We start from the raw sequence: 25,272 nt of genomic DNA on the forward strand, positions 1-25,272 counted from the left end.
AGCTTTGGATGATCGAGTTTCATCTGGACACCGGGTCGGGGCTCTCCCCGTACCTCCAGCTGGTCCGGCAGGTCCGGCAGGCGCTGCGGCTCGGGCTGCTGCGCGAGGGAGACCAGCTCCCCACGGTCAAGGAGGTCGTCGCGCAGCTGGCGATCAACCCCAACACCGTGCTGAAGGCCTACCGCGAGCTGGAGCACGACGGGCTGGTCGCCGCCCGTCCCGGCGTCGGGACCTTCGTCACCCGGACGCTGACCGACACCTCGCTGGCCGCGCACGGGCCACTCCGCCAGGAGCTGCGGCGCTGGCTGGCCAAGGCCCGGATCGCCGGCCTGGACGACGAGAGCATCGAGGCGCTGTTCATGACGACCTTTCGGTCCTCCGCTCAGGAGGACATAGCATGACCGCCGTTCTGCGGGCCCAGGGGCTCGGCAAGAAGTACGGGCGGCGCTGGGCGCTCGCCGACTGCACGCTGGACATCCCGTCCGGCCACGTGGTGGGGCTGGTCGGCCCGAACGGGGCGGGCAAGACGACCCTGCTGAACATCGCCTGCGGCCAGCTGGCACCGACCGCCGGGACCATCGAGGTCCTCGGCGACCGGCCCGGCAGCGGTCCCGGCCAGTTGGCCAAGGTCGGCTTCGTCGCTCAGGACACCCCCACGTACGCGGGCCTGACCGTGAACGACCACCTGAAGCTGGGCGCCAAGCTCAACCCGCGCTGGGACGACGCGCTGGCCCGCGACCGGATCGCACGGCTCGGCCTCGACCCGGACCGCAAGGCCGGGAAGCTGTCGGGCGGTCAGCGCGCCCAGCTGGCCCTCACGCTCGGCATCGCCAAACGGCCCGAGCTGCTGATCCTGGACGAGCCCGTCGCGGCCCTGGACCCCCTGGCGCGCCGGGAGTTCCTGCAGATCCTGATGGAGGCGGCCGCCGACCAGCAGCTGAGCGTCATCCTGTCCTCGCACCTGGTCTCCGACCTCGAACGGTCCTGCGACTACCTCATCGTGCTGGTCGACTCGCGCGTGCAGATGAACGGCGAGGTCGACGAGCTGCTGAACACCCACCACCGGCTCACCGGCCCGCGCCGCGACGCCTCCCGGCTGCCCGGCGACCAGCACGTCATCTCTGCCAGCCACACCGACAGGCAGAGCACGTTCATCGTCCGCACCACCGCCCCGATCCACGACCCGGCCTGGTCGGTCAGCCGGGTCGGCCTCGAAGACCTCGTCCTGGCCTACATGAGCAAGTCCGCCGAAGCGGGCAGCCGCCCCGTCCTGGAGGTACAGCGATGATCTGGCTGACCTGGCGCCAGCTGCGCGCCGGAGCGGCGATGCTGGCCGCGGCGCTCGCCGCGCTCGCCCTCCTGCTGGCCGTGACCGGCCCCGGCCTGTCCGACGACTTCTCCAAGGGCAGCGCCGCCTGTGTCACCCAGAACGACGGCTGCTCGCAGTTCTTCCAGACCTTCTACCACGACAACCAGGCGCTCTTCCTCATCACGGCCGTCGTCGTGATGCTCGTTCCGGCGCTGGTCGGCCTGTTCTGGGGCGCGCCGCTCATCGCCCGCGAGCTGGAGGCGGGCACGCACCGGCTGGTCTGGAACCAGAGCATCACCCGCACCCGCTGGCTCGCGGTCAAGCTCGGCCTCACCGGCCTGGCCGCGATGGTCGCCGCCGGCATCGGCGGGCTGGCGGTGACCTGGTGGGCGGGGCCGGTCGATAAGGCGGCGGCGGGCAACACCCCCGGCTTCCCGCGGCTCGGCGCCGTCCTGTTCCCCGCCCGCGGCATCGTGCCGATCGGGTACGCGGCGTTCGCGTTCGCACTCGGCGTCGCGCTCGGGATGCTGATCCGCCGCACCCTGCCCGCGATGGCGATCACCCTCACCGTCTTCGCCGCTCTGCAGGTGGCCATGCCCCTGCTGCTGCGGCCCCACCTGATCCCCGCCCAGCACTCCTACTTCAGGATCGACCCGGCGACCAACGTCGACTTCATGGAACGGGCGAACGGCGGCCCACTGAACCTGACCCTCAAAGCGCAGGTGCCCACCGACACCAGCGCCTGGGTCCTGTCGCAGCGCCTGGTGGACAAGGCGAGGCACACGGTCCACGGGGCGTTGCCCCTGGCCGCCAACGGGCCCTGCAACGCACCGCCGCCATCTCAGGAGCAAAACCAGGGGCCTCAGGGCCAGGGCCCAGGACAGGGCCAGGCAGGGAAGACTTCGCCGCCGGGTGAAAAGCAGTGCTTCGACGAGATCGACCGGCTCGGGTACCGGCAAGAGGTCACCTATCAGCCCTCCAGCAGGTTCTGGACGTTCCAGGTGATCGAGACCGGTATCTACACCGCTCTCGCCGCGCTGCTGGCGGGATTCAGCTTCTGGTGGATCCGGCGCCGCCTGACATGAGGCTCAAGCGCGCGCCGGCCGCCGTCATCGCGTCGCTCATGGTCGTGGGCGCCCTGGTGGTGTGGCGGATGAACGCGACTTCGACGGCCGGGGAGCAGCACTACTCGGCACAGATCCGCCGTACCGAGCACGGCATCCCGCACATCACCGCCAAGGACTATGGAGGCCTGGGCTACGGGTACGGCTATGCGTTCGCCCAGGACAACCTGTGCGTCCTTGCGTCGTGGGTGGTCACGTTGCGGGGCGAGCGCTCCCGGTACTTCGGGGCCAGGACGATGTCGGACGACCCGATCGAGCCGACGCGCAACATCGCCAGCGACGTCTACTACAAGGGCCTGCGGCAGTCGGGCGTGATCCAGCGCGAGCTCGACCGCCCGGCGCCGCACGGCCCGACGGCCCAGCTGCGTTCGATGGTCGACGGGTACGTCGCCGGCTATAACCGCTACCTGCGCGACACCGGCGCCGCGAAACTCCCGGATCCGTCGTGCCGTGGCAAGGACTGGGTCCGGCCCATCACCGCGATGGACATCTGGACCAGCGTCGTCGACACCAACCGCACCGAATCGAGCACGCGGTTCAAGGAGGCGATCGCGCTCGCGGTGCCCGGCGGCGGAACGGCCGCTCAGCATTCGGCGCCGCCCAAGAAGGGCGCGAAGCTGGTCGGGCCGGGGAGCAACGCGTGGGCGCTGGGCCGCAAAGCGACGCGCAGCGGGAACGGCATGCTGCTGTCGGACCCGCACCGTCCCTGGAACGGGATCAGCCGCTTCTACCAGGCACAGCTGACCATTCCCGGGGTCCTGAACGTGTCGGGGGCCGGTCTGTACGGCACGCCGGTGCTCCAGCTCGGGCACACCGCAGGGTTGGCGTGGACGCACACGACCTCCCACGCCCAGCGCTACTCCCTCTACAAGCTGACCCTCGTTCCGGGTAAGCCCACCCGCTACCTGGTGGACGGCAAGCCCGAATCCATGCGCGAGCAGAAGGTGAAGGTCACCGTCCAGGACGCGGGCCAGACCTTCACCGTCACCCGCACTCTCTACAGCTCGCGCTATGGGCCGGTGCTGGCGAACGAATGGACGGACAAGACCGCGTACGCCCTCGCCGATGTCAATGCCGTCAATCTGCGTTCGGCGAGCGAATGGCTGGCGATGGGCGCGGCCCAGAACCTCACCCAGTTGCGCGCCGTGCAGACCGCCTACCAGGGCTTGCCGTACGTCTACACGCTCGCCACCGACGCGAGCGGGACCGCCTACTTCGCCGACGCCTCGGTCGTCCCGAACGTCACCGACGCCCTGGCGGCGCGCTGCCGCGCCACCGGAGGCGAGTCCGAAGGCTCGTCGGTCCTGGACGGCTCGAGATCGGCCTGCGGCTGGGGCAGGGACGCCGACGCCATCGAGCCGGGCATCTTCGGGCCGAGCCGCTACCCGACGCTGACCCGCACCGACTACGTGGCCAATTCCAACAACGGTCCCTGGCTGGTCAACCCCTCCGCACCGCTCACCGGCTATCCGCGCATCTACGGCGGCGGCCGCACCGAACCCAAGCTCCGGCCGCGCCTGAGCCTCGACCTGATCGCCCAGCGCCTTTCAGGTGCGGACGGACTGGGCCCTTCCCGCTTCACGCTGCCGACGCTGCAGGCCGCCGCCACGACCAAACGCAACCTGAGCGCCGATCTCGGCCGCGCCGACGTCGTGGCCGCCTGCCGCGCTCACCCGTCACTGACCGCCACCAGCGGCCGGCGGATCGACGTACGGCAGGCCTGCGACACCCTCGCCTCGTGGAACGGCCGGGCCGGCCTCGATGGCAAGGGCGCCATCCTGTGGCGCCAGTTCTTCACTCAACTGGGCATCGACCACCCCACGTCCAAGGATCAGCGATGGCGGGTCCCGTTCGACCCCAGGCAGCCGCTCACCACACCACGCGGCCTCAACGGCGACAGCCCGGCCGTACAGCACGCCTTGGCGGACGCCGTCGAGTTCTTCCAGACCAACCGCATCCCGGTGACCCTCACCCCAGGAGCCGCCCAGCACTACGCCTCCGTCCCGGTCCCCGGGTGCACCGACGACGAGGGATGCTTCGACCGCATCGACCCGTCCGGTGATCTCGGCAATGGGGGCCGCTACGACGACATTCAGGACGGTTCCAGCCTCATGATGGCCGTCGAGATGACGCCGACCGGGCCGCGGGGCCGCACCCTGCTCACCTACTCCGAGTCCGCCGACCCCACCTCGCCCCATCACGCCGACCAGACCGCTCTGTTCTCCCGAGGCCAGTGGGTCACCGAGCGCTTCACCGAGTCCGAGATCAATGCCGCTCCGGGCCTCACCACCCGCACCGTTCACAATTGAGGTCAGCCGGAGCGGACGGTCTGGATGAGGGCCGTGGCGGTCGCGACGGCGACGGTCTTGCCGTCGGGGCCGATGAGCTCCCCGGCGAGGTAACAGACGTCGCGGCCGCGCTGCACGATGCGGCCGTGACCGACGATCCGTCCCGGGCGGGCCGGGCGCAGGAACTGGACGTGCAGGTCGAGCGTCGGGGCGAACTGGTCCTCGGGCAGCGTCGCCACCAGCGCGGGGCCTAGGGTGTCGTCGAGCATGGCCGCCAGGAACCCGCCCTGGACGACCCCGACCGGGTTGAGGAACTGCTCGCCCGCCTCGAACGCGACCTCGATGGTGCCCTGGTCGGGGTCGATCGCCACCAGCTCCCAGCCGAGCAGGGCGGCGGCGGGCGGCATGGGGGCCCGGCCCTCGATCGCGTCCCAGAACTTCCCGCGCCGTCGTTGTGCGTCGATCTCCATGCGTGACAGTGAAGCAGTCGCCTCGGACCTCTCGCGGCGCGCCCGGCCGGGATCGGCGTGCGATACGGGGCCGCGTGCGATCATCGGACGACGATGCTTCAGCCTGTTCCGGCGCCGTCGGCGCTCACCATCGCCGAGGTCCCGCCGTCGCGGAACCCGTTCCTGGTGTACGTGGCGTCGCTGGAGGGCGCCCGTTCGCGCCGGGTGCTGAGCGCGTGCCTGCACCGGATCGCGGCGATGCTGCTGGAAGCGGGCGGCAGGCGGGTCGGTCCGCAGCCGGGCGTGGACTTTCCCTGGTCTGCCCTGCGAGCCGAGCACACCGCCGCCCTGCGAGCGCTGCTCGGCGAGCAGAACGTCGAAGAGGACGAGGGGCCGCGCGGCTGGTCCCCGGCCTACAAGAACCAGCACCTGTCCGCCCTGCGCGGGGTGCTGAAGGCCGCCTGGCGGCTGGGACTGATGGGCACCGACGACTACCAGCGCGCCCAGGACGTTCCGAACTTCAAGGGGACGCGCCTGCCCGCCGGGCGCAGCATCCACGCCGAGGAGTTCGCGGCGCTGCTCCGGGTCTGCGCCGCGGAGACGTCGCCTGCGGGACGCCGGGACGCGGCGTTGTTCGCCACCCTCTACTCGACGGGCGCGCGTCGTTCGGAGATCGTCGGCCTGCGGCGCGAGCACTACGACCCCGGTGAACGCTCGCTGCGGATCGTCGGGAAGGGCGACAAGGAGCGGTTCGAGTACCTGCACGAGGTCGCGGCGAGCCTGCTCGGGGCGTGGCTGGCGCTGGACGAGCGGCCGACCGGGCCGCTGTTCAAGCCCGTTCACCGGTCCGGGGCGATCCAGCATCGCCCGCTGACCGACGCGGCGGTGCGGAACGCGCTGATCAAGCGCAGGCGTGAGGCGGGCCTGCCGCCGATGACCCCGCACGACTTCCGCCGCACGTTCATCGGCGACCTGCTGGACGCCGGAGTGGACCTGGCGACCGTTCAGCAGCTGGTCGGCCACGCCAACCCCGCCACGACCGCCCGCTACGACCGGCGGCCCGAGCGCCGGCGCCGCACGTCGGTGGACAAGTTGTCGTTCCCCGCGGTGTAGTGGAAACTGACATCGATGTGAGGTTCTAGGCCCGAGGTGGGACATGCGGATCGGTGAACTGGCCCGGCGGACCGGGGTGAGCGAGCGGTCGCTGCGCTACTACGAGCAGCAGGGGCTGCTGGTGGCCGACCGCACCTCGGGCGGCCACCGCGACTTTCCCGAGGTTGCAGTCGACCGGGTGATCCGCATCCAGGAGCTCTTCGCGGCGGGCCTGAACAGCGCGAAGATCGCCGAGCTGCTGCCGTGCATGCGGGACGCGGACGGCGGGCCGTCGGCGATCGCCACGCCGCGGCTGACCGCCGACCTGGTCGCCGAGCGCGACCGCATCAACCGCCTGATCTCCGACCTGGTGCGTTCCCGCGACGTGCTGGACGAGGTCATCGACGCGGCGGCGATCCGCGCGCGCTGATCCGGCCTCGGCAGTCGCTCGTAGCGGTCTGCCTCAGCGGTCGGTGTCGGCCGCCAACTCGAACGCCGCCTGATTGATCTTCTTGAGCGCGCTGATCAGGTGCGCTCGTTCCTCGCCGGTCAGGGACGCGGTGACCTGCTCTTCCAGGCGCCGCCGGTCCTGCTCGACCGGCTCTCTCAGGTCGCGTCCCGCATCGGTGAGCCAGAGGCGGACGAGCCGGTTGTCCTTGTCGTCGCGGCGGCGGGTGAGCAGCCCGGCGGCCGACATCCGGGTCGCCATCTTCACCACGGTCGGCGTGGTCACGTGCAGGGCCGTGGCGATCTCGCCGGGCGTGCTGCCGTCGCGTTCCCACAGCACCGCGAGCAGGTGGTTCTGGCCCTCGTGCAGCCCGTGGCGGCGCATCGCCCCGTCGGCCAGCGCGCGCAGCAGCTTGTTGGTGTGGCCGTGCAGGTCGAGGAACTCGGGCATCGTGGGGTCTCCGGCAGATCGATTGACGGCTAATCATTTACCGGCTAACGTTCTGCTCCGAAAGTCGCTAGACGGCTAATGAGTCTTGAGGAGTCCGATGATACTGGTCACCGGCGCCACCGGAAGCATCGGCGGCGCGGTCACGCGCCTGCTGGACGCCGCCGGCGCCTCCGTCCGCGTCCTGGTCCGCGATCCCGCCCGCGCGGCGGCGCTTCCCGAACGTGCCGAACGCGTCGTCGCCGACCTGTCCGATCCCGCGACGCTGGCCCCCGCCTTCGAGGGCGCCGCCAAGCTGTTCCTGCTCACCCCGGGCATCGGCACCGACATGGCCGCCAGCGCGGTCGCCGCCGCCCAGGCCGCGGGCGTCGGCCACATCGTGCTGCTGTCGTCCACCAACGTGCTCGGCGACCCGGTGTCGGCGATGGGGCGCTGGCATCACGAACGCGAGGAGATCGTCCGCGCCTCGGGCATCCCCGCCACGATCCTGCGCCCGGACGGGTTCATGACCAATGCCCTCCAGTGGGCGGGCACCATCCGCGAGGGCGGGTACGTGTTCGACCCGCTCGGGCCCGGCCGCATCGCGGTGATCGACACCGCCGACATCGCGGCCGTGGCCGCGCTCGTCCTCACCGAGGACGGCCACCAGGGCCAGGAGTACGCCCTGACCGGCGGCGAGGCGCTCACCGTGGCCGAGCAGGTCGCGGCCATCTCGGCGGCGATCGGCCGCGACCTGAAGGTGCGCCCGGCGGGGACGCCCGAGGAGGCGGTCCGGGCGCGCTTTCCCTCCGGGGCGCCGCCCGTGCTCGCCGAGGCGCTCATCGACGCGATCGAACGGGTGCGCGCCGCCCCCGAAGGGCTGCGCACCGACACTTTCGAGCGCCTGGTCGGGCGCCCGCCGGTGACGTTCGCGGACTGGTGCGCCCGCAACGCCGGGGCGTTCGCGGGCGCCGCCTGATCAGTGGTCGAGGAAGGCGACGTCGAGGCGGCTCAGCCGGTCGGGGTCGGCGAGGATGTCGATGGCGGCGATCTTGCCGTCGGCGATGGTGAAGCACAGCACCGACTGCGGCACGCCGTCGTCGGTGCTGACCACGCCTGCGGAGCCGTTCACCAGCGCCGGGTGCGCGGCGTAGGTGCTGGCGAACCTGCTGAACGACAGCGCCTGACCGGCCACGGCCTTCCGTCCGCGGATCACCCGCATCGCGCCGGTGTCGGCGCGCAGCACCACCTCCGGGTCCAGCAGCGCGACCAGTGACTCCAGGTCGCCGCCGCGCGCGGCGGCGATGAAGGCGTCGACGACGTGGCGCTGGGTCGCCAGGTCCGCGTCGGGTTCCGGGGCTGTGCCCTGCACCCGGCGGCGGGCGCGGCTGGCCAGCTGGCGTGCCGCGGCGGGGGAGCGGCCGACCACCGAGGCGATGTCGTCGTAGGGCAGCGCGAACATGTCGTGCAGGACGAACGCCAGCCGTTCGGCGGGCGCGAGGGTCTGCAGCACGACCAGGAGGGCCAGACCGACCGAGTCGGCGACCACGGCCTCCTGTTCGGGGTCGATCCCCTCTTCCCAGCTGATGATGGGGTCGGGCATGTGCACGTCCAGCGGATCCTCGCGCCGCGCCACCCGGGAGCGGAGCATGTCCAGGCACACGCGCCCGACCACCGTGGTCAGCCAGCCGCCCAGGTTCTCCACCTCGTCGGCGTCGGAACGGCTGAGCCGCAGCCACGCCTCCTGGACGGCGTCGTCGGCCTCGGTGAGCGATCCGAGCATCCGGTAGGCGACCGACTTCAGCCGGGCCCGATGGGCCTCGAACCGGTCGGCGAGAAAATCGACGTCGTTCATCGGCCACACCCCTCGTTCACGGTCTCCATCTAGATGACGGATGGGGCGCGGCCGATGTGACCGGCGATCAGGCCGGGCGGATGTTGCGGTTGAAGCGGAAGCGGTTCTGCGGGTCGTAGGCGGCCTTGAGGACCGACAGGCGCTCGTAGGTCCCGGGGTCGTAGCCGCCCCGGGTCTGGGCCTCGTCGGCGTCCTGGCCGTAGCCGTAGATGAAGTTGAGGTTCTGGCCGACCGTCCAGGGCGCCAGGGCCTGGCGTATTAGGGCGAAGCGTTCGCGGACCTCGTCGGGGCCGTCTCCGCCGGGTCCGTGCCCGCTGATGATCCGGACGATGTACTCGGCGTCGCGGTGGTCCACCGCGACCTGCGCCGGGCCGCGCTTGCGCAGCGCGCCGCCGAGGTGGCGGATGTCGGTGACGACCGGGACCGGCGAGTCCGGACCGGCCGCCTTGAGCAGGGCGTGCAGCGTGTCGGGGGTGAGGTCGCCGAGCAGCGCGTTGGTCGCGGCGTAGGCGTGCGGGTCGGCGGGGTCGCTGTGGATGGTCTCGCTCTCGCTGTACGGCATGGAGCGCAGATCGTCCTTGATGCGGTCGCCGACGGCCCGCAGCGGCGCGACCAGGCGCTCGCCCTCCTCGGCCGGGCCGTTGTAGGCGATCCGGAACGAGGCGACGTAGCGTCCGCGCAGCGGCGGCGGGAGCTGCGGCAGGTCGGGGAAGCCGATCATGGTGACCGACGAGGTGAGCTCGTCGGGCGCCCCGGCGGTCAGCCGCCGCCACGCCTCCAGGGCCTCCTCGATGAGCGGGGTGTCGAAGATCAGCTGGCCCCCGTACACGGTGGCGACCGGGACGAGTTCCAGCTCCAGGGCGGTCACGACGCCGAAGTTGCCGCCCGTGCCGAGGACGGCGCCGAACAGCTCGTCGCCCGGCTCCAGGCGGCGCAGCCTCGCGTCGGCGGTGACGATCTCGATGGCGCGGACATGGTCGGCGGCGTAGCCGAACTGCCGGGCCAGGATCCCGACGCCGCCGCCCAGGGTGTAGCCGACCACGCCGACCGAGGGCGAGGACCCGTTGAGCGGCGCCAGCCCGTACGCGGCGGCCGCCTCGATCAGGGCGCCCGCGCGGACCCCGGCGCCGATGCGGCCCACGCGCGCCTCGGGGTCGATCTCCACCCCGTCAAGGCGCCGGGTGCCGATCAGCACGCCGTCCTCGCCGGTGGCGACCGAGAGCCCGTGGCCGGTCGCCTGCACGGCCACCGGCAGCCCGTTGTTCGCCGCGTACTCGACGGCGAGGCGGACGTCCTCGGCATCGGCCGCACCGGCGATCAGCGCCGGCCGGTGGGCATACGCGGTCTGGAAGCCGGAGATCTCCTCGTCGTAGCCCGCGTCGCCGGGTCGGAAGATCGGACCGGTGAAGGTGTCGAGTGCGATGTCGTTCATGACTCCATGCTGTCCCGGCCCCTCTCATAAGTCCAAGACATGATCCTTCTTGCCTCCAGAAGCAATGCTTATGCACGGACTGTAGATACTAGTAGGTACAATGATCTCCGTGGACACCTCCGAACGGCTCATAGAGACCACCCGCGACCTGCTGTGGGAGCGCGGCTACGTCGGCACCAGCCCCAAGGCCATCCAGCAGCGTTCGGGCATCGGCCAGGGCAGCATGTACCACCACTTCGACGGCAAACCGGATCTGGCGCTCGCCGCGATCACCCGTACCGCCGAAGAGCTCCGCGCCCAGGCCGAGGCCGAGCTCACCGGGCCCGGCACGGCGGTCGAGCGCGTGGCGGCCTACCTGCGCCGCGAACGCGAGGTCCTGCGCGGCTGCCCGGTCGGCCGCCTCACCCAGGACCCGGACGTGATGGCCGACCCGACCCTTCGCGGCCCGGTCCAGGAGACGTTCGCCTGGATCCGCTCGCGCATCACCGACGTGCTGAACGAGGGCCGCGAGCGCGGCGAGGTCGACGCGGTCCTGGACCCGGTCGCCACCGCCGCCACGGTCGTCGCGGTCCTCCAGGGCGGCTACGTCCTGGCCCGCGCCGCCGGCTCGGTCGAGCCGTTCACCCAGGCCATCGACGGTGTCCTCGGCCTGCTCACGCCGCGCGCCTAGGAGCAGCGACATGTATGCGATGCAGTACGCCTTCAAGCTGCCCGCCGACTACGACATGCAGGGCCTGCGCGAGCGCGTCTCCAAGGCCATGCACACCCTCGACGAGCGCGCCGGGCTGGCGTTCAAGGCCTACATGTTCCGCGACGCCGGCGTCGACGGCTCCCCGGTCAACGAGTACGCCTGCCTGTACCTGTGGCACGACACCACCGAGATGAGCCGTCTCCTGCTGACCGGGGACGACAGGTTCCAGAACATCATCCGCTTCTTCGGCCGCCCGGCCGTCCAGCACTGGACGGGCATCGACGTCGTCACGGGCCCGGCCCGGGGCGTCGCGCCGATTCATGCCTCGCGCCGGGTGACGACGCTGCCCGTCTACGCCGATGACGAGGACGGCATGGCCTTGTCACGCGCGGTGGAGCGGGAGACCGAGGAGCTGAAGAGGCTGTCGGTACGCGAAGGGGTGCACACGGCCGCGCTGGCGGTCGATCCGAGCACGTGGCAGCTGCTGCGGGTGGTGCTGTGGGAGCATGCCGTCCCGGCCGACGAGCAGGCGACCGAACGCTATGAGGTCATGCACGTTTCGACGCCTAGCCCTTACGGGACAGGCCTCGGCGGAGTTTGAAGGGCATCAGGGCGGACTCCAGCTGCACGGCCAGGCTCATCTTGCTGGCGCCGTCGCGGCGTTCCTCGAAGCGGATCGGGACCTCGACGATCTTGAGGCCGCGCTTGACCGTGCGGTAGTTCATCTCGACCTGGAAGGCGTAGCCGTTGCTGGCGACGCTCGCCACGTCGATGGCGGCCAGGGTCTCGCGGCGCCAGATCTTGAAGCCCGCGGTGACGTCGCGGATGCGCATGTGCAGCAGGACGCGGACGTAGAGGTTGGCCCAGGCCGACAGGAACTTGCGGTGCAGGGACCAGTTGTCGGCCAGCTCGCCGCCGGTCGCGTAGCGGCTGCCGATCACCACGTCGGCCTGCGTCGACAGCAGCGTGCCGAGCATCTGCGGCACGGCCTCGGGCGGGTGGGACAGGTCGGCGTCCATCTGCACGACGAACGCGGCGCCCTGCTCCAGGGCGTGGCCGATGCCGGCGACGTAGGCGCGGCCGAGGCCGTCCTTGGTGGTGCGGTGCAGGACCGAGAGCCGGTCGGCGCCGTACTGCTCGGCGGCCAGGCGCTCGGCGAGCTCGCCGGTGCCGTCGGGCGAGGAGTCATCCACGACGAGGACGCGCAGGCCCGGCATCGGCAGCGCGAACAGGGCCGCCAGGATGGTCGGCAGGTTCTCGGCCTCGTTGTAGGTCGGCATCACCACCGTGACGGCCTCCGACGCCCACGGGTCGGGCAGCCGTACGGCATCGGCCGCCCGCGCCGCGACCCCCTCGGGCGCGGCCGTCATCGCGTCACGTTCGATCATGGGATCCGTTCCGGTGTCGGCGCTGCTCTCCGTCGAGATCAAGCCTAGCCGTAGCCGATCAGACCCGGAGCGCGAGCGCACCGGCGGGGAGTAAGGTCGGCGATCATGACCGAGACCGCCACGCGCGAGGCTTATGACGGCCTCGCCGACACCTATGCCGAGCTCTTCACGACCGCATTCGAGGGCAACCCGCTGGACCGGGGGATGCACGACGCGTTCGCCGAGCTCGTCACCGGGGCCATCGCCGACCTGGGGTGCGGCCCCGGGCGCGTGACCGCCTACCTGCACTCGCGCGGGCTGGACGTCTTCGGCATGGACCTGTCGCCGCGCATGGTGACGCTGGCCCGCCAGGCCTACCCGGACCTGCGGTTCGAGCAGGGGTCGATGACCGGCGTTCCGGTCGAGGACGCCTCGCTGGGCGGGATCGTCGCGCGCTACTCGGTCATCCACACGCAGCCGGAGGAGCTTCCGGTGATCTTCGCGGAGTTCGCCCGGGTCCTCGCGCCGGGCGGGCATCTGCTGATCTCCTTCTACGCCCATGACGGCGCGGAGCTGGCGGAGCCGTTCGACCACAAGGTCACCCGCGCCTACAGGCTGTCGCCCGACGGCGTCGCGGGGCTGCTGGCCGAGGCCGGGCTGAAGGAGATCGCGCGGCTCGAACGGCAGCCGAACGAGGGCGAGCGGTTCCTGCAGGGGTGCCTGCTGCTCCGCAAGGACCCCGCCGTCTAGGACGGAAACCGTCCTAGATGCCGGGGATACTGGGATCATGGCGGACACCCCGGCGCGGCTCTTCAGCCTCCTGTCGCTGCTGCAGACCCCGCGCGAATGGGCCGGCAGCGAGCTCGCCGAGCGGCTCGGCGTCACCTCGCGCACGATCCGGCGCGACATCGACCGGCTGCGCGAGCTGGGCTACCCGGTCGAGGCGACGATGGGGCCCGAGGGCGGATACCGCCTGGTCGCGGGCGCCGCGCTGCCTCCGCTGCTGCTGGACGACGAGGAGGCGGTGGCGATCACGGTGGGGCTGCGCACCGCCGCCGGGAACGCGGTGGAGGGCATCGGCGAGGCGTCGGTACGGGCGCTGGCCAAGCTGGAGCAGGTCCTGCCGTCGCGGCTGCGCCGCCGGGTGAGCGTGCTGAACACCGCCACCGTGGCGATGCCCACCTCGGAGGGGCCGCGCGTGGACCCCGATGTCCTGGCGCTGGTCGCGGCGGCCGCCACCAACCGGGAACGGCTGCGGTTCGCCTACGCCGGCGCCGACGGGACCGGGAGCCGCCGCCTGGTGGAGCCCTACCGGCTCGTCGCGACGGGCCGCCGCTGGTATCTGGTCGCCTACGACAACGAGCGCGACGACTGGCGGATCTTCCGGGTGGACCGCGTGCGCGAGCCGCATCCGACCGGCCAGCGCTACCAGCCCCGGGGTATGCCCGAGGAGGACGCGGCCGCGTTCGTCGCGAGCAAGATGTACGCCGGGCTGCCCACCTACACCGCGACGGTGACCCTGCACGCCCCGGCCGAGCAGATGAAGCTCAGGCTCGGCGAGGACGCCGGTGTCATCACGCCGATCGACGAGAGCACCTGCCGGCTGGACGGGCACGCCGACACGGTCGCGTGGCTGGCGTCGCGGCTGCTGATGCTCGGCTGCGAGTTCGAGGTCCACGAGCCGCCCGAGCTGCGGCGGTATCTGCGCGACACGGCCGGGCGCGCCGAACGTGCCGCCCATGGTTCTTAGGCTTCGGCTGCTGATTCCTCGTTCTCGAGGGCCCGGACCGAGGGGGTGAGCCCGAGCGTCGGGGCGAGCGTGGCGCCGATGGCGTTGAGGACCCTCTCCAGGCCGTAGTCGAAGCTCTCCTCATCGGTCATGTGCGGCTGCTGGGCGTCCATCACGACGCGGGTGAAGATCGGATGATCGCCGGACCGCATGATCTGGTGGACGTAGCCGGCGTTCCTGCGCATCCAGTCGTCCTGGGTGAGCCCGGTACGGCGGGCGAGATCCAGCCACATGACCTCGGCTCGGGTGAAGTTGTCCACGTAGCCGTTCAGCAGCCCGACCAGGCTCAGCATCTCGTCGATCGAGATGCCCACGTCGAGCGCGCCCAGGCCGAACTCGGTCACGCGGAGCTGCTCGGGCCCGTACATGGGCGTGCCGCGCTGCACGGTGTGGAGCCACGAATGCCGTAGCTGCATGGCGCGGTACTCCCGCGCCATGGTCTCCAGGTCGGCCCGCCAGTCGCCGGTCGGCCCGGCGGGCAGGTCCATCTCGCCGTAGACCCTGTCGACCATCAGCTCGATCAGGTCATCGCGCGAGGGGACGTACCGGTAGAGCGACATCGCGCCCGCGCCGATGTCGGCGGCGATCTTCCGCATGGAGGCGGCCTCGATGCCCTCGGCGTCGGCGATGCGCACCGCGGCCTCGGTGATCTGGTCGCGGCTGTAGGCGGGCCGCGGGCCGCGGGCCGGGCGTTCGGGCCGCATCCAGATGTTGACGTACTCGGTGTCCTTCACCCGTCACCTCCCTCCGGAGAATTCTAGTTGCGTACATCGTACCCAGTAATTTAGCCTGAGCCCACTAACCGCGTACGGCGTACCCAATGGAGGGATCATGGCCGATCCGATAGTCATCGCCGAGGATCTGCACAAGAGCTTCGGCGACACCCACGCCCTGCGAGGGCTGGACCTGCGAGTCCCCGCGGGCTCGGTCTGCGGCGTGCTCGGCCCGAACGGCGCGGGCAAGACCACCGCCGTGCGGATCCTGGCGACGCTGTCGGACCCCGACTCCGGGCACGCCCGCATCGCCGGGTTCGACGTCACCCGCGACGCCGACAAGGTGCGGGCGCGGATCGGACTCGCGGGACAGCACGCCGCCGTCGACGAGAAGCTGACCGGGCGCTCCAACCTGCGGATGTTCGGGCGGCTGTATCACCTGCCCCGGGCACAGGCGCGGCGGCGGGCCGACGAGCTGCTGGAGCGCTTCGGGCTGATGGACGCCGCCGACCGCCCGGTGGGCGGCTACTCGGGCGGCATGCGGCGCCGCCTGGACGTGGTGGCCAGCCTGATCCTGCGCCCGCAGGTGCTGTTCCTGGACGAGCCGACGACCGGCCTGGACCCGCGCAGTCGCGGGGAGATCTGGGACAGCATCCGCGAACTGGTCGCCGACGGCACCACCGTGCTGCTCACCACCCAGTACCTGGACGAGGCCGACCAGCTCGCCGACGACATCGCCGTCGTCGACCACGGCCGCGTCGTCGCGACCGGCACCCCCGATGAGCTCAAGGCGACGATCGGCGACCGCCTCGACGTCGAGGTGGAGGACCCCTCGTCGCTGCAGGCGGCGGCGACGGTCATGAGCGGCCTGGCGGGGGCCGATCCGGCGATGACCGCCGCCGACCGGCTGAGCGTCGCGCTCCCCGGGGCGGGCACCCGGCTGGCCGACATCGTGCTGGAGCTGGATCGCGCCGGGGTGTCGATGGCCGATGTGAGCCTGCGCCGGCCCACTCTGGACGAGGTGTTCCTGCGCCTCACCGGCCGTGAGAAGGAGACCGTCTGATGGCGACGCACACCGTTACCGCCCCCGCCCCCGCGGGTTCCCTGACCACCCGCCTGCGCTGGACGGTGGCGGACGGGATCACCCTGATCGGGCGCGAGGTGGCCCGGCTCAGGCAGGAGCCCGGTGAGCTCATCGCCATGCTCATCTTCCCGGCGATCATGGTCGTGCTGTTCGGTTACGTCTTCGGCAGCGCGATCAAGGTGCCCGGCGGCGGCAACTACCGCGAGTACCTGATGCCGGGGCTGTTCACGATGGTGACGTTCACCGCGACCATGGGCGTCACGCTGCGGGTGGCCACGGACGCCGCGCGGGGCGTGATGGACCGGTTCCGTTCGATGCCGATGGCCCGCTCGGCGGTCGCGTTCGGGCAGAGCGGCGCCGACTCCCTCATGGGCGTCCTGGCGATGATCGTCATGGTGGTCACCGGCCTGGTGGTCGGCTGGCAGGCGCACCGCGGCGTCTGGCCCACCGCCCAGGCGTTCCTGCTGCTGATGCTGTTCCGGTACGCGCTGGGCTGGCTGGGCGTCTGGTTCGGGCTGGTGGTCAAGAACGAGGAGGTCGCCGACCAGCTGATCCCGCTGAGCCTGCCGGTCACGATGCTGTCCAACTCGTTCGTCCCGACCGCGGGCATGCCGGACTGGCTGCGCTTCATCGCCGACTGGAACCCGGTCAGCGCGCTGACCGCCGCGTGCCGCAAGCTGTTCGGCAACCCCGGAGTGCCGACCGGCCACACGGCCTGGCCGATCGCGCATCCCGTCGCCGCGGTGCTGCTGTGGTCGGTGGTGCTCCTGGCCGTCTTCGTCCCCCTGTCGGTCCGCACCTACAACCGGCGCGGCCGGTGATCCCGGGGTCGGCGGCGGCATCGGCCGCCGACCCCGAGATCAGACGTCAGACGCCGAACGGCGCCGCGTACCGGACCGTCCCGGCCGGCGCCGTCGAGGCACCGTCCAGAACGAGGGCCATCAGCGCCTCATCGGGATACTCGAACGCCGCCTTGATCCCCAGGCCCGAGGCCCGTTCGAATCCGAACCTCGGGTAGTAGTCGGGGTGGCCGAGTACCACGGCGAGCCGTTCTCCCTGGTCGCGCGCCGCGTCCAGGGCGGCCCGCACGACCGCGTCGCCCACGCCCCGCTTCTGGAAGCCGGGCAGCACGGCGACCGGGGCGAGGGCGAGCGCCTCCGCCTCGTCGACGTGGCAGCGGGTCAGCAGCGCGTAGCCGATGACCCGCCCGCCAGGCTCCTCGGCCACCCACGACAGGCCCGGCAGCCAGGCCGGGTCGGTGCGGAGCGCGTCCACGAGCTCGGCCTCGGCGGGCTGCTCGAAGGCGGCGGCGTTCACCGCGTGGACGGCCGCGATGTCGCGGCCCGTCTCGGTCCTGGTCGTCCAGCCGTTCATGGTCCCCCTCACCGGTCCCGGCCTCCGCGCAGCTTGTAGGCCTGCCGCTGCGCCTTGGCGATGGTCTTCCATCTGCCGGCGCGTTCGGCGCGGAGCCTGGCGTCGGTGCGCGCGGCGATCCATTCGTTCTCCCGCCTCAGTTTGCGATAGCTGTCCAGGCGGCGCCGCGGCAGGGTGCCGTCCTCGATGGCGGCGAGGACGGCGCAGCCCGGCTCGGTCTCGTGCACGCAGTCGCCGAACCGGCACTCCTGCGCCAGTTCCTGGATCTCGGCGAAGGTGTGCTGCAGGCCTTCGGCGGCGTCCCACAGGCCCACGCCGCGCAGTCCGGGCGTGTCGATGAGGACGCCACCGCCGGGCAGCGCTAGCAGCTCGCGGCGGACGGTGGTGTGGCGGCCCTTGCCGTCCTGGGCGCGGACGGCGCCGGTCGCCAGCCGTTCGTCGCCCAGCAGCGCGTTGCCGAGCGTGGACTTGCCCGCACCGGACGTGCCGATCAGCACGACCGTGCCGGTGAGCACGGCGGTGGCCGCCTCCAGGCCCTCGCCGGTGGTGGCGCTGACCGCGATGACGTCCACGCCGGGTGCGGCGTCGGCGACCTCGGCCGTCTCGGTCTCGACGATGCCGGGGTCGGCGACCTGGTCGGCCTTGGTGAGCACGACCACCGGCCGTGCCCCGCTCTCCCAGGCCAGGGCGAGCTGGCGTTCGATGCGTCCCAGGTCCACCGCGATCTCGAGCGACACGACGATGGCGACGGTGTCGACATTGGCGGCCAGGACCTGCCCCTGGGCGCGGCGGGAGACCGAGGACCGCACGATGGCGGTGCGGCGGGGGAGCAGCTCCACGATCGCGGGCTGGTCCCCGGGCCGCAGCCCCGCCCAGTCCCCGGTGCAGGGCGCCTGCGCGGGGTCGTCGGGCGAGGCCACGGCGGTGGTGTCGGCCCGCAGGGGGCCGTGTTCGGTGATGACGTCCGCCTGGCCGCGGTCGACGGCGACGATGCGGGCGGGGATCAGTCCGGCGTCACGGTGCCGGGTGAACTCGTTCTGGCGGTCCTCGTCCCAGCCGTAGCCGGTCAGGGCGTGCGGGAACGCGGAAGGAAATGCGGAAGACAACGTCTTGAAACCCTTGGGTGAAGGGGCTTCGGCGACGCGCGCGGACAGAGCCGGGTTATGGGTCAGCCGAGAGCCCGGGAAATGAGGATGGCCTGAATGCTGCTGCGGGCAGCAACCATCACGAAGACGGCCATTCAACTCACCTCCCTCAAAGAGCTCCGGCCGCCGATCATACCTCCATGACCGGAACGGCGACGGGTCCATTTTCGTTGTGGCCGTCCGCCCAGGTGGTGAGGGCGGTCCGGCAGGCGTGGTCGAGATGCCGCAGGCCCGCCAGGTCCAGTTCGATCGGGCGGTCCTTGGGCAGCGCCTCCAGGGCGCCGAGCATCTTGGGCAGGCGCAGGAAGGTGGCGTTGCCGCTGATGGCGACGTCGATCGTGCCGTGGCCGGGGTCGTGGACTTCGACGTGGACGTGCGAGGTCTCCCAGGCGATCTTCAGGACGGCCAGCAGCAGGCCGAGCAGCACGCCCTCGGAGAGGTTCAGGGCGACCACGGCCGCCGCGGTGGCGACCAGGATCACCGCCTCGCCGCGGTGCTCGCGCCACAGCGGCGGGAGCTGGGCGAGCGGCATCAGTTTCCAGCCCGCGTGCACCAGCACCCCGGCGAGCGCCGCGAGCGGGATGGTCTCCAGCGCCGCCGGGAACAGGGCGGCGAACAGCAGCAGCCACAGCCCGTGCAGCCACCGCGACGCCTTGGTCTGCGCACCCGCCTGGACGTTGGTGGCGCTGCGCACGATGACGGCGGTCATCGGCAGCGCGCCGAGCGCGCCGCAGACGGTGTTGCCGACGCCCTGGGCGAGGAGTTCCTTGTCGTAGTCGGTGCGCGGCCCCTCGTGCATGCGGTCGACGGCGGCGGCGCTGAACAGGCTCTCGGCCGAGGAGATCAGGGCGAATGCCACGACGGTGCCGAGCATGCCCACCTCGGCCAGCCCGGCCAGGTCGCTGGTGCCCGGCGGCTGGATCGCGTTCGCCAGCCCCCGCACCTGGAGCTTGGCGACGGGCAGGTCGAGCAGGGCGGTAGAGGCGGTGGCCAGCGCGACCGCCGCGAGCGGTGCGGGAACGGCGCGTACCTGGCGGGGCAGGTACCGCCATCCGGCCAGCAGCGCGACCGTTCCCGCACCGAGGGCCAGGGCGGCGAGCGCTCCGGACGAGCCGAGCCCGCCGGTGGCCATGCCGGGCAGGCCCGCGATCTTGCCGAGGCCCGAGCCGGGCGCCTTGGCGTCGGCCATGGCGTACAGCTGCCCGGCGATGATCGTGAGGCCGATCCCGGCGAGCATGCCCTCCACGACGGCGACCGAGATGGCGCGGAACCACCGGCCCATCCGCAGCACGCCCAGCAGGACCTGCAGCAGCCCGGCGGCCAGCACGAGCGCGCCGAGGGCGCCCAGCCCGTACCGCTGGACGGCCTCGAACACCAGCACGGTCAGCCCGGCGGCGGGGCCGCTGACCTGGAGGCTGCTGCCGGGCAGCAGCCCGACCAGCAGCCCGCCGACGATGCCGGTGACCAGGCCGAGCTCGGCCGGGACTCTGGAGGCGACGGCGACCCCCACGCACAGCGGGAGGGCGACGAGGAAGACGACAAGGGACGCGGCGGCATCGCGCCGCAGGGTGGCGGGGATCATCGGGTCCTCGATCGCGGGTCAGAGGGGGAGGAACGCGCGGGCGGCGGGCTTGTAGGCCAGCACCGAGCCGGTGTGGACCTGGTAGTACCAGGCGTGCAGGCCGATCTCGCGGCGTTCCAGGCGGCCCTGGATCGCGGGGTAGGTGGCGAGCCGGTCGAGCTGGGCGAGCGCGTGGCTTTGGACCGCCTCGGCGAGCTCGGCGTCGTCGGGGACGCCGGTGAACGCGCCGGGCGGCGAGGCGTCCGACAGCCAGCGGCGCAGCGCGGGCAGCGCGGTGAGGTCCTGGCCGCGTACCAGGGCGCCGACGGCGCCGCAGTGCGAGTGCCCGCACACGATCACGTCGGAGACGCCGAGGACCTCCACGGCGAACTCGATGGTGGCGGTCTCCCCGGTCGGCCGTTCGGGCCGCCAGGCGGGGACGATGTTGCCCGCGGTCCGCAGCTCGAACAGGTCGCCGGGGCCGGCGCCGGTGATCAGGGACGGGATGACGCGGGAGTCGGAGCAGGTGATGAACAGGGCCAGGGGCGACTGGCCCTCGGCCAGCCGGTGCAGGCCGGTTCCGGCGCGTGCGCGGAACGAGCGGGCGTGGTCGATGAACGATTGCATGCCAAAGACCTCCAGGGGCGCCGTCGGCAGGGCGGCCGCGTCGATGGAGTGAAAGGGGAGCTGAGACAGGTGTGAGGCAGGTGAAGGTCAGGCCGGGCGAGCGCGGCCCGGACGGCGGCTCAGTGCCGGAAGACCTGGAGAAGGGCCGAAACGTCCCCTGTGACCTGCCTGCTCACGCTGTGCAGGTGGGCCTCGATACGGCCGGGCGCTGGAAGGCCGCGCGGCGTCCCGGCGTCGCGGGGGAGCGTCATGACCGGGATGGCGGCCTTGGCGAAACGAGGCTCGGCGGCGATGGCGTGGACGCGGGCCGTCGGCGGCGCGTCGGGGATCTCGTTCGGGTGGTCGTGGCGGTCGGCGGCGAGCGTGCCGGTGACCGTGCTGGTGACCGACGCCCGCTGGCCGCCGCCGGGACCGTGGTGGGTGCCCGCGGCGGTGTCCGCCCGGAGCGGGCAGAGACCGATGATCATCAGGAGGGCCGCGGTGAGCAGCAGGGTGAGGACGGTCGTGCCGCGCCGGGTCACCGCCGGTTCCCCCTCCGCTCGCCGGGCCGCTTATTGATCTGTCGATCGTGAGGATAGGGGCGCGGCGGCCCACGCGGGCGGCGTCTCGCTGAACTATGCGCGAACTCACACTCACTCTCCGTGCCTTTGTCATGAAAGGAGTCAGGATGAGCCACTGGCGCGCGTCCGCGCACAAGATCACGATCTGGGGTGAACAGTTTCGCGACATGTCTCGTTGTGGTGCCCGGTGCCGGTTATGGTGAAAGAGGCGGAACCCGAGCGAATCAGGGGCGTGACGGGTGGACGAGCAGGACACAGACGGCGTGCGGACGCCGCCGGAACGGTCCATGGAGCCGGCTCGCGTGGCGGCTGCGGTCGACCGGGCGGCGGCGGACCGCATCGAGGACATCTGGAACACCGTCGCGCCGGCCGCGGGCGAGGCCGCCAAGCTGGCCGTCGCGATCACCGAGCCGGTACGGCAGGTGGCGAGCGAGGCCACCGCGCTCGCCGCGACCCGGATCGTCGAGCAGGTCGCCGGAACGCCCGCGATGAAGGTCGTGGAGCAGGCCGCGCGGGACGCGGCGGTGAAGGTCGCCACCTCGGCCGCCGAGAAGGCCGTCATGGAGGCGCGCGCCGCCGCCGGGTCCAACGCCCTCACCGGCACCGCCATGGAGGCGGCCACGACCGCGCTGGAGCTGGCCGGGCAGGCCGCTCAGCACCCGATGGCGATCGCCGCGCGCCGCCTGGCCGCGAGCAACCCGTTCGCGCGCGCCGCCACCGCGACCGCGCTGGACATGGCCGGCCGGACCGTGTCGGCGCCGATCGTCCAGGCCGCCACCAAGACCGTGGTGGACGTCGCGCTGGACGCGGTCGCCGACGTCGCCGTCGAGGTCGCCCTGGACGTGGGCAGCGACGTGGTGGTGAGCGTCGTCCGGCAGACCGCGCTGGAGGCCGCCCGCGACGTCGCCGGGGCGGTCCGCGGCCGCGCCCAGGACGCCGTCGCGCTCGCCGAGCTCAGCCCGGTCACCGCGGCCGCCGCCGACGTCGCGACCAAGGCCGTCGGCAGCGACGCGGTCCGTTCGGCCACCGGCCTGCTGGCGTCGGCCGCGCAGAGCTCGCTGGCCCGCACCGCGCGCGGCCTGGCCGCCCAGGCCGCCACCCGCGCCACCGCCTACGCGATCGAGGTCGTGATGGCCGAGCTGATGCGCGAGGCGCTCAAGCTCGCCATGAAGGAGGCGCTGCGCGAGCTCATGCGCGACGTCGCCAAGGACGTGGTCGTCGAGGTCATGAAGACCACCTGGGTCGCCGGCACCCGGCCCGCGCCGCCGCCGTCGGAGACCGGCGCGACCGTGACCGGCCTGGTCACTCGTGCCGCCGGCAAGGTCATCACCAACCCGGCCACCGGCCGGGCGCTGGAGACCGCCACGGGCATCGCGATCCGCGTCACCGCCAAGACCGCGCCGCGCGTCGTACCCAAGATCGCGATGAGCTCCCTCAAGAACGCCTCTCGCTACCGCGGCCGGACCCGCAGCAACCCCCGTAGCAACCCCGCGGGCACCGACCACCCGGTGCCCGGCGTCGTCCAGACGCCCGTCGGCACCGCGGTCCGGCGGCCCGAGCAGCCCACCGACAGGGCCTCGTAGATCCCGCAGAGTCCCTGGACACCCGATAAGGGCCTGCTCAGAAGTTCGTGAAAGAACGATGAAAATGGCCCCTCCAGGGACCTTGGCCCGCTAGCCCCTCGTTACCGTGGGTGCATGGAGCCTGGAACCCAGGGGGCGACGCCCGCCCGCCTGCTCGTGGTGGACGACGAACCCGCCGTACGGGAGTCGCTGATCAGCAGCCTGGAGTTCGAGGGCTACGCGGTCGAGGAGGCCTCCGACGGGGCGATGGCCCTGGAACGGGTGCGCGCCGACGAGCCGGACCTGGTCGTCCTGGACGTCCTCATGCCGCGCATGGACGGCCTCACCGCGTGCCGCCGGATGCGGGCGGCTGGCGCCCGGATGCCGGTGCTGATGCTCACCGCGCGCGACATGGTCGGCGACCGCGTGACCGGCCTGGACGCCGGCGCCGACGACTACCTGGTCAAGCCGTTCGAGCTCGACGAACTGCTCGCGCGGGTGCGCGCCCTGCTGCGCCGCAGCGCGATGGCCGCGCCCGCCGCGGGCGGTGGCGACGCCAAGGCCGAGGAGACCCTGGCGTTCGACGACCTGCGCATGAACACCCTGACCCGCGAGGTCACCCGGGCCGGCAAGCCGCTGGAGCTGACCCGCACCGAGTACATGCTGCTGGAGATGTTCCTGCTGCACCCGCGCCAGGTCCTCACTCGCGAGCAGATCCTGGAGACGGTCTGGGGCTTCGACTTCGAGCCCGCCTCCAACTCCCTGGACGTGTACGTGATGTACCTGCGCCGCAAGACCGAGATCGACGGCCTGCCCCGGCTGGTCCACACCGTCCGCGGCGTCGGCTACGTGCTCCGTTCGGCGGCGCCGTGACCCGCCGCCTCACCCTGCGCGCCCGCCTGGCCCTGCTGGCGGCGGTGGCGGTCGCGCTGGCGGTGGCGGTGTGCGCCGTCACCAGCTGGTTCCTGGTGCGCGGCCAGCTCTACTCCGAGATGGACCGGCGCCTGCAGGCGATCGGCGGCGGCCCGCCCCCGTCCGGTCCGGAAGGCGATCCCGGCCCGGGCGGCCGGCGCGATCAACATCTCCGCGATGTCATCTACACGGCCCTGCAGCAGTGCGGCAGTTCTCCGGCTGCCTCGCCCTTCAGCGGGCGGATGTTCGGCCCGACGCAGATGATCCAGGCGGTCAGTCCTGAGGGCAAGGCGTGCACGTTCGCCGACGCGGGGTCGATCACGGTCACCCCGGCCGACGTCCAGGTCGCCAAGGCCGAGACGTCCAAGGCACTGCACGACGGCAGCGGCGTCGACTCGTCGGGCAACCGGATCGACGTGCGGGTGTTCACCCGGCCGGTCATCACCGACAACGGCACCACGGTCGGGGCCGTGTCCTACGCACTGCCGCTGGACGAGGTCCAGGGGCCACTGGACCGGCTCGCGGTGCTGATGCTGGTGGTGTCGGCGTTCGGCGTGCTGATCGCGGCCGGAGCGGGGCTGGTGATCGCGCGGACCTCGTTGCGGCCGGTGGACGAGCTGACGGGCGTGGTGGAGCACATCGCGCGGACCGAGGATCTGGACACCCAGATTCCGGCGGAGGGCGCGGACGAGATCGCGCGGCTGAGCAGGTCGTTCAACACCATGACGGCCGCGCTGGCCGCCTCCCGCGACCGGCAGCAACAGCTCATCGCCGACGCCGGGCACGAGCTGCGCACACCGCTGACGAGCCTGCGCACCAACATCGACCTGCTGCTGCGTTCACAGGACACCGGGCGCGAGCTGGACCCGGCCACCCGGCACCGGATGCTGGTGAACGTCAAGGCGCAGATGCTGGAGCTGTCCAGTCTGGTCGGGGACCTGCTGGAGCTGGCACGGCCTGAGCAGGAGGAGCCGGTCCGCGAAGAGGTCGCGCTGCACGAGGTCGTCGACCGGGCCGTCGAACGCGCCCGGCTGCGCGGCCCGGACCTGCGGATCGAGGCGGTCACCAAGCCCTGGTACGTGCACGGCGACCGCGGCTCGCTGGAGCGCGCGGTGGTGAACCTGCTGGACAACGCGGTGAAGTTCAGCCCGTCCAGCGGGTCGATCGACGTGCGGCTGGCCGACGGGGAGCTGACCGTCCGCGACCACGGGCCCGGCATCGCCGCCGAGGACCTGCCGCACGTGTTCGACCGGTTCTACCGTTCGACGTCGGCGCGCAGCCTGCCCGGCTCGGGCCTGGGCCTGTCGATCGTCGCCCGGGTGGTCGGCGAGAGCGGCGGCCAGGTGCGCCTGGATCCCGCCGAGGGCGGCGGCACAATGGCCCGGGTGCGGCTGCCCGGCACGGCGACTCCTGAGGACTGATGTGACGGCCGGAGCCTTTCTCATCCGGCATTAAGGAACGGCT

At 72.0% G+C, this 25,272-nt stretch carries 27 protein-coding genes; 16 read left to right on the top strand and 11 right to left on the bottom strand.

The window, feature by feature from the left end; all coding sequences use genetic code 11:
* Window positions 1-8: 8 nt before the first annotated feature.
* Genes J4573_RS46620 through J4573_RS46635 form a run of 4 tightly spaced genes read left to right on the top strand, consistent with a single transcriptional unit; the run spans window position 9 to window position 4,742 of the window.
* Window positions 9-401 carry a GntR family transcriptional regulator gene (locus J4573_RS46620; RefSeq protein WP_208262864.1) on the top strand — a complete coding sequence of 131 codons (393 nt, stop codon included), beginning with the start codon at window positions 9-11 and terminating at the stop codon, window positions 399-401.
* Window positions 398-1,288, top strand: coding sequence for an ABC transporter ATP-binding protein (locus J4573_RS46625; RefSeq protein WP_208262865.1), 891 nt, complete (start codon window positions 398-400; stop codon window positions 1,286-1,288). The genes J4573_RS46620 and J4573_RS46625 overlap by 4 nt, the downstream gene beginning before the upstream one ends.
* A complete protein-coding gene (locus J4573_RS46630) occupies window positions 1,285-2,394 on the top strand; it encodes an ABC-2 membrane transporter-related protein (protein ID WP_208262866.1) in 1,110 nt (369 codons plus the stop codon). Before J4573_RS46625 ends, J4573_RS46630 begins: the two co-directional genes overlap by 4 nt.
* Complete coding sequence (locus J4573_RS46635; RefSeq protein ID WP_208262867.1) at window positions 2,391-4,742, top strand: penicillin acylase family protein; 2,352 nt, start codon at window positions 2,391-2,393, stop codon at window positions 4,740-4,742. Before J4573_RS46630 ends, J4573_RS46635 begins: the two co-directional genes overlap by 4 nt.
* A 2-nt stretch (window positions 4,743-4,744) precedes the next feature.
* On the opposite strand, the gene J4573_RS46640 is transcribed toward J4573_RS46635, so the two are convergent.
* Entirely contained in the window at window positions 4,745-5,191 is a 447-nt protein-coding gene (locus J4573_RS46640; RefSeq protein ID WP_208262868.1) for a PaaI family thioesterase, read from the bottom strand.
* Between the two features lie 93 nt (window positions 5,192-5,284).
* On the opposite strand from J4573_RS46640, the gene J4573_RS46645 reads away from it, so the two are divergent.
* Window positions 5,285-6,283 (top strand): tyrosine-type recombinase/integrase, encoded by a 999-nt coding sequence (locus tag J4573_RS46645; protein ID WP_208262869.1) that lies wholly within the window; start codon window positions 5,285-5,287, stop codon window positions 6,281-6,283.
* Window positions 6,284-6,326: 43 nt separating this feature from the next.
* Window positions 6,327-6,692: a MerR family transcriptional regulator gene (locus J4573_RS46650; protein WP_208262870.1), complete on the top strand. Its 366-nt coding sequence runs from the start codon at window positions 6,327-6,329 to the stop codon at window positions 6,690-6,692.
* Between the two features lie 33 nt (window positions 6,693-6,725).
* On the opposite strand, the gene J4573_RS46655 is transcribed toward J4573_RS46650, so the two are convergent.
* The gene (locus J4573_RS46655) at window positions 6,726-7,160 is read right to left on the bottom strand and encodes a MarR family winged helix-turn-helix transcriptional regulator (RefSeq protein ID WP_208262871.1); all 435 of its coding nucleotides are present in this window, start codon (window positions 7,158-7,160) and stop codon (window positions 6,726-6,728) included.
* Window positions 7,161-7,257: 97 nt separating this feature from the next.
* Here J4573_RS46655 and J4573_RS46660 point away from each other — a divergent pair, with 97 nt between their 5' ends.
* Complete coding sequence (locus tag J4573_RS46660; RefSeq protein ID WP_208262872.1) at window positions 7,258-8,115, top strand: NAD(P)H-binding protein; 858 nt, start codon at window positions 7,258-7,260, stop codon at window positions 8,113-8,115.
* Here J4573_RS46660 and sigJ read toward each other — a convergent pair whose 3' ends face one another.
* The gene (gene sigJ, locus J4573_RS46665) at window positions 8,116-8,991 is read right to left on the bottom strand and encodes an RNA polymerase sigma factor SigJ (RefSeq protein ID WP_208262873.1); all 876 of its coding nucleotides are present in this window, start codon (window positions 8,989-8,991) and stop codon (window positions 8,116-8,118) included. It abuts the gene before it with no gap.
* Between the two features lie 67 nt (window positions 8,992-9,058).
* Window positions 9,059-10,423: an FAD-binding oxidoreductase gene (locus J4573_RS46670; RefSeq protein ID WP_208262874.1), complete on the bottom strand. Its 1,365-nt coding sequence runs from the start codon at window positions 10,421-10,423 to the stop codon at window positions 9,059-9,061.
* A 109-nt stretch (window positions 10,424-10,532) separates the two neighbouring features.
* Between J4573_RS46670 and J4573_RS46675 the strand changes: the two genes are divergently transcribed.
* Both J4573_RS46675 and J4573_RS46680 read left to right on the top strand, forming a co-directional pair.
* Window positions 10,533-11,093: a TetR/AcrR family transcriptional regulator gene (locus tag J4573_RS46675; RefSeq protein ID WP_372443033.1), complete on the top strand. Its 561-nt coding sequence runs from the start codon at window positions 10,533-10,535 to the stop codon at window positions 11,091-11,093.
* Between the two features lie 10 nt (window positions 11,094-11,103).
* On the top strand, window positions 11,104-11,715 hold the full coding sequence (locus J4573_RS46680; protein ID WP_208262876.1) for a DUF4865 family protein: 612 nt from the start codon (window positions 11,104-11,106) through the stop codon (window positions 11,713-11,715).
* Here the strand turns inward: J4573_RS46680 and J4573_RS46685 are convergent.
* A complete protein-coding gene (locus J4573_RS46685; RefSeq protein ID WP_208262979.1) occupies window positions 11,681-12,484 on the bottom strand; it encodes a polyprenol monophosphomannose synthase in 804 nt (267 codons plus the stop codon). The two genes, J4573_RS46680 and J4573_RS46685, sit on opposite strands and share 35 nt — an antisense overlap.
* Window positions 12,485-12,607: 123 nt before the next feature.
* On the opposite strand from J4573_RS46685, the gene J4573_RS46690 reads away from it, so the two are divergent.
* Window positions 12,608-13,231, top strand: a complete 624-nt coding sequence (locus J4573_RS46690; RefSeq protein WP_208262877.1) for a class I SAM-dependent methyltransferase — start codon at window positions 12,608-12,610, stop codon at window positions 13,229-13,231.
* A gap of 37 nt (window positions 13,232-13,268) precedes the next feature.
* Window positions 13,269-14,231 (top strand): helix-turn-helix transcriptional regulator, encoded by a 963-nt coding sequence (locus tag J4573_RS46695; protein ID WP_208262878.1) that lies wholly within the window; start codon window positions 13,269-13,271, stop codon window positions 14,229-14,231.
* Here the strand turns inward: J4573_RS46695 and J4573_RS46700 are convergent.
* Entirely contained in the window at window positions 14,228-15,004 is a 777-nt protein-coding gene (locus J4573_RS46700; RefSeq protein WP_208262879.1) for a TetR/AcrR family transcriptional regulator, read from the bottom strand. The genes J4573_RS46695 and J4573_RS46700 overlap by 4 nt on opposite strands.
* 97 nt (window positions 15,005-15,101) lie before the next feature.
* On the opposite strand from J4573_RS46700, the gene J4573_RS46705 reads away from it, so the two are divergent.
* Window positions 15,102-16,046, top strand: a complete 945-nt coding sequence (locus J4573_RS46705) for an ATP-binding cassette domain-containing protein (RefSeq protein ID WP_208262880.1) — start codon at window positions 15,102-15,104, stop codon at window positions 16,044-16,046.
* The gene (locus J4573_RS46710; RefSeq protein WP_208262881.1) at window positions 16,046-16,888 is read left to right on the top strand and encodes an ABC transporter permease; all 843 of its coding nucleotides are present in this window, start codon (window positions 16,046-16,048) and stop codon (window positions 16,886-16,888) included. The genes J4573_RS46705 and J4573_RS46710 overlap by 1 nt, the downstream gene beginning before the upstream one ends.
* 46 nt (window positions 16,889-16,934) lie before the next feature.
* Here the strand turns inward: J4573_RS46710 and J4573_RS46715 are convergent, their stop codons facing one another.
* From J4573_RS46715 to J4573_RS46735, 5 genes are all read right to left on the bottom strand, one after another.
* Window positions 16,935-17,441: a GNAT family N-acetyltransferase gene (locus J4573_RS46715; protein ID WP_208262882.1), complete on the bottom strand. Its 507-nt coding sequence runs from the start codon at window positions 17,439-17,441 to the stop codon at window positions 16,935-16,937.
* An 8-nt stretch (window positions 17,442-17,449) separates the two neighbouring features.
* Entirely contained in the window at window positions 17,450-18,547 is a 1,098-nt protein-coding gene (rsgA, locus tag J4573_RS46720; RefSeq protein ID WP_243774710.1) for a ribosome small subunit-dependent GTPase A, read from the bottom strand.
* 169 nt (window positions 18,548-18,716) lie between these two features.
* The gene (locus tag J4573_RS46725; protein WP_243774711.1) at window positions 18,717-20,168 is read right to left on the bottom strand and encodes a SulP family inorganic anion transporter; all 1,452 of its coding nucleotides are present in this window, start codon (window positions 20,166-20,168) and stop codon (window positions 18,717-18,719) included.
* A gap of 18 nt (window positions 20,169-20,186) precedes the next feature.
* Window positions 20,187-20,774, bottom strand: coding sequence for a carbonic anhydrase (locus J4573_RS46730; protein WP_208262884.1), 588 nt, complete (start codon window positions 20,772-20,774; stop codon window positions 20,187-20,189).
* A 119-nt stretch (window positions 20,775-20,893) separates the two neighbouring features.
* Window positions 20,894-21,295 (bottom strand): hypothetical protein, encoded by a 402-nt coding sequence (locus J4573_RS46735; protein ID WP_208262885.1) that lies wholly within the window; start codon window positions 21,293-21,295, stop codon window positions 20,894-20,896.
* A gap of 278 nt (window positions 21,296-21,573) precedes the next feature.
* On the opposite strand from J4573_RS46735, the gene J4573_RS46740 reads away from it, so the two are divergent.
* From J4573_RS46740 to J4573_RS46750, 3 genes are all read left to right on the top strand, one after another.
* Window positions 21,574-22,917 carry a hypothetical protein gene (locus J4573_RS46740; RefSeq protein ID WP_208262886.1) on the top strand — a complete coding sequence of 448 codons (1,344 nt, stop codon included), beginning with the start codon at window positions 21,574-21,576 and terminating at the stop codon, window positions 22,915-22,917.
* A 114-nt stretch (window positions 22,918-23,031) separates the two neighbouring features.
* Window positions 23,032-23,769: a response regulator transcription factor gene (locus J4573_RS46745; protein WP_208262887.1), complete on the top strand. Its 738-nt coding sequence runs from the start codon at window positions 23,032-23,034 to the stop codon at window positions 23,767-23,769.
* Window positions 23,766-25,229, top strand: a complete 1,464-nt coding sequence (locus J4573_RS46750) for a sensor histidine kinase (RefSeq protein WP_208262888.1) — start codon at window positions 23,766-23,768, stop codon at window positions 25,227-25,229. Before J4573_RS46745 ends, J4573_RS46750 begins: the two co-directional genes overlap by 4 nt.
* Window positions 25,230-25,272: the final 43 nt, after the last annotated feature.

Origin of the sequence: Actinomadura barringtoniae (assembly GCF_017573505.1) — a bacterium.
Lineage (GTDB): Bacteria > Actinomycetota > Actinomycetes > Streptosporangiales > Streptosporangiaceae > Spirillospora > Spirillospora barringtoniae.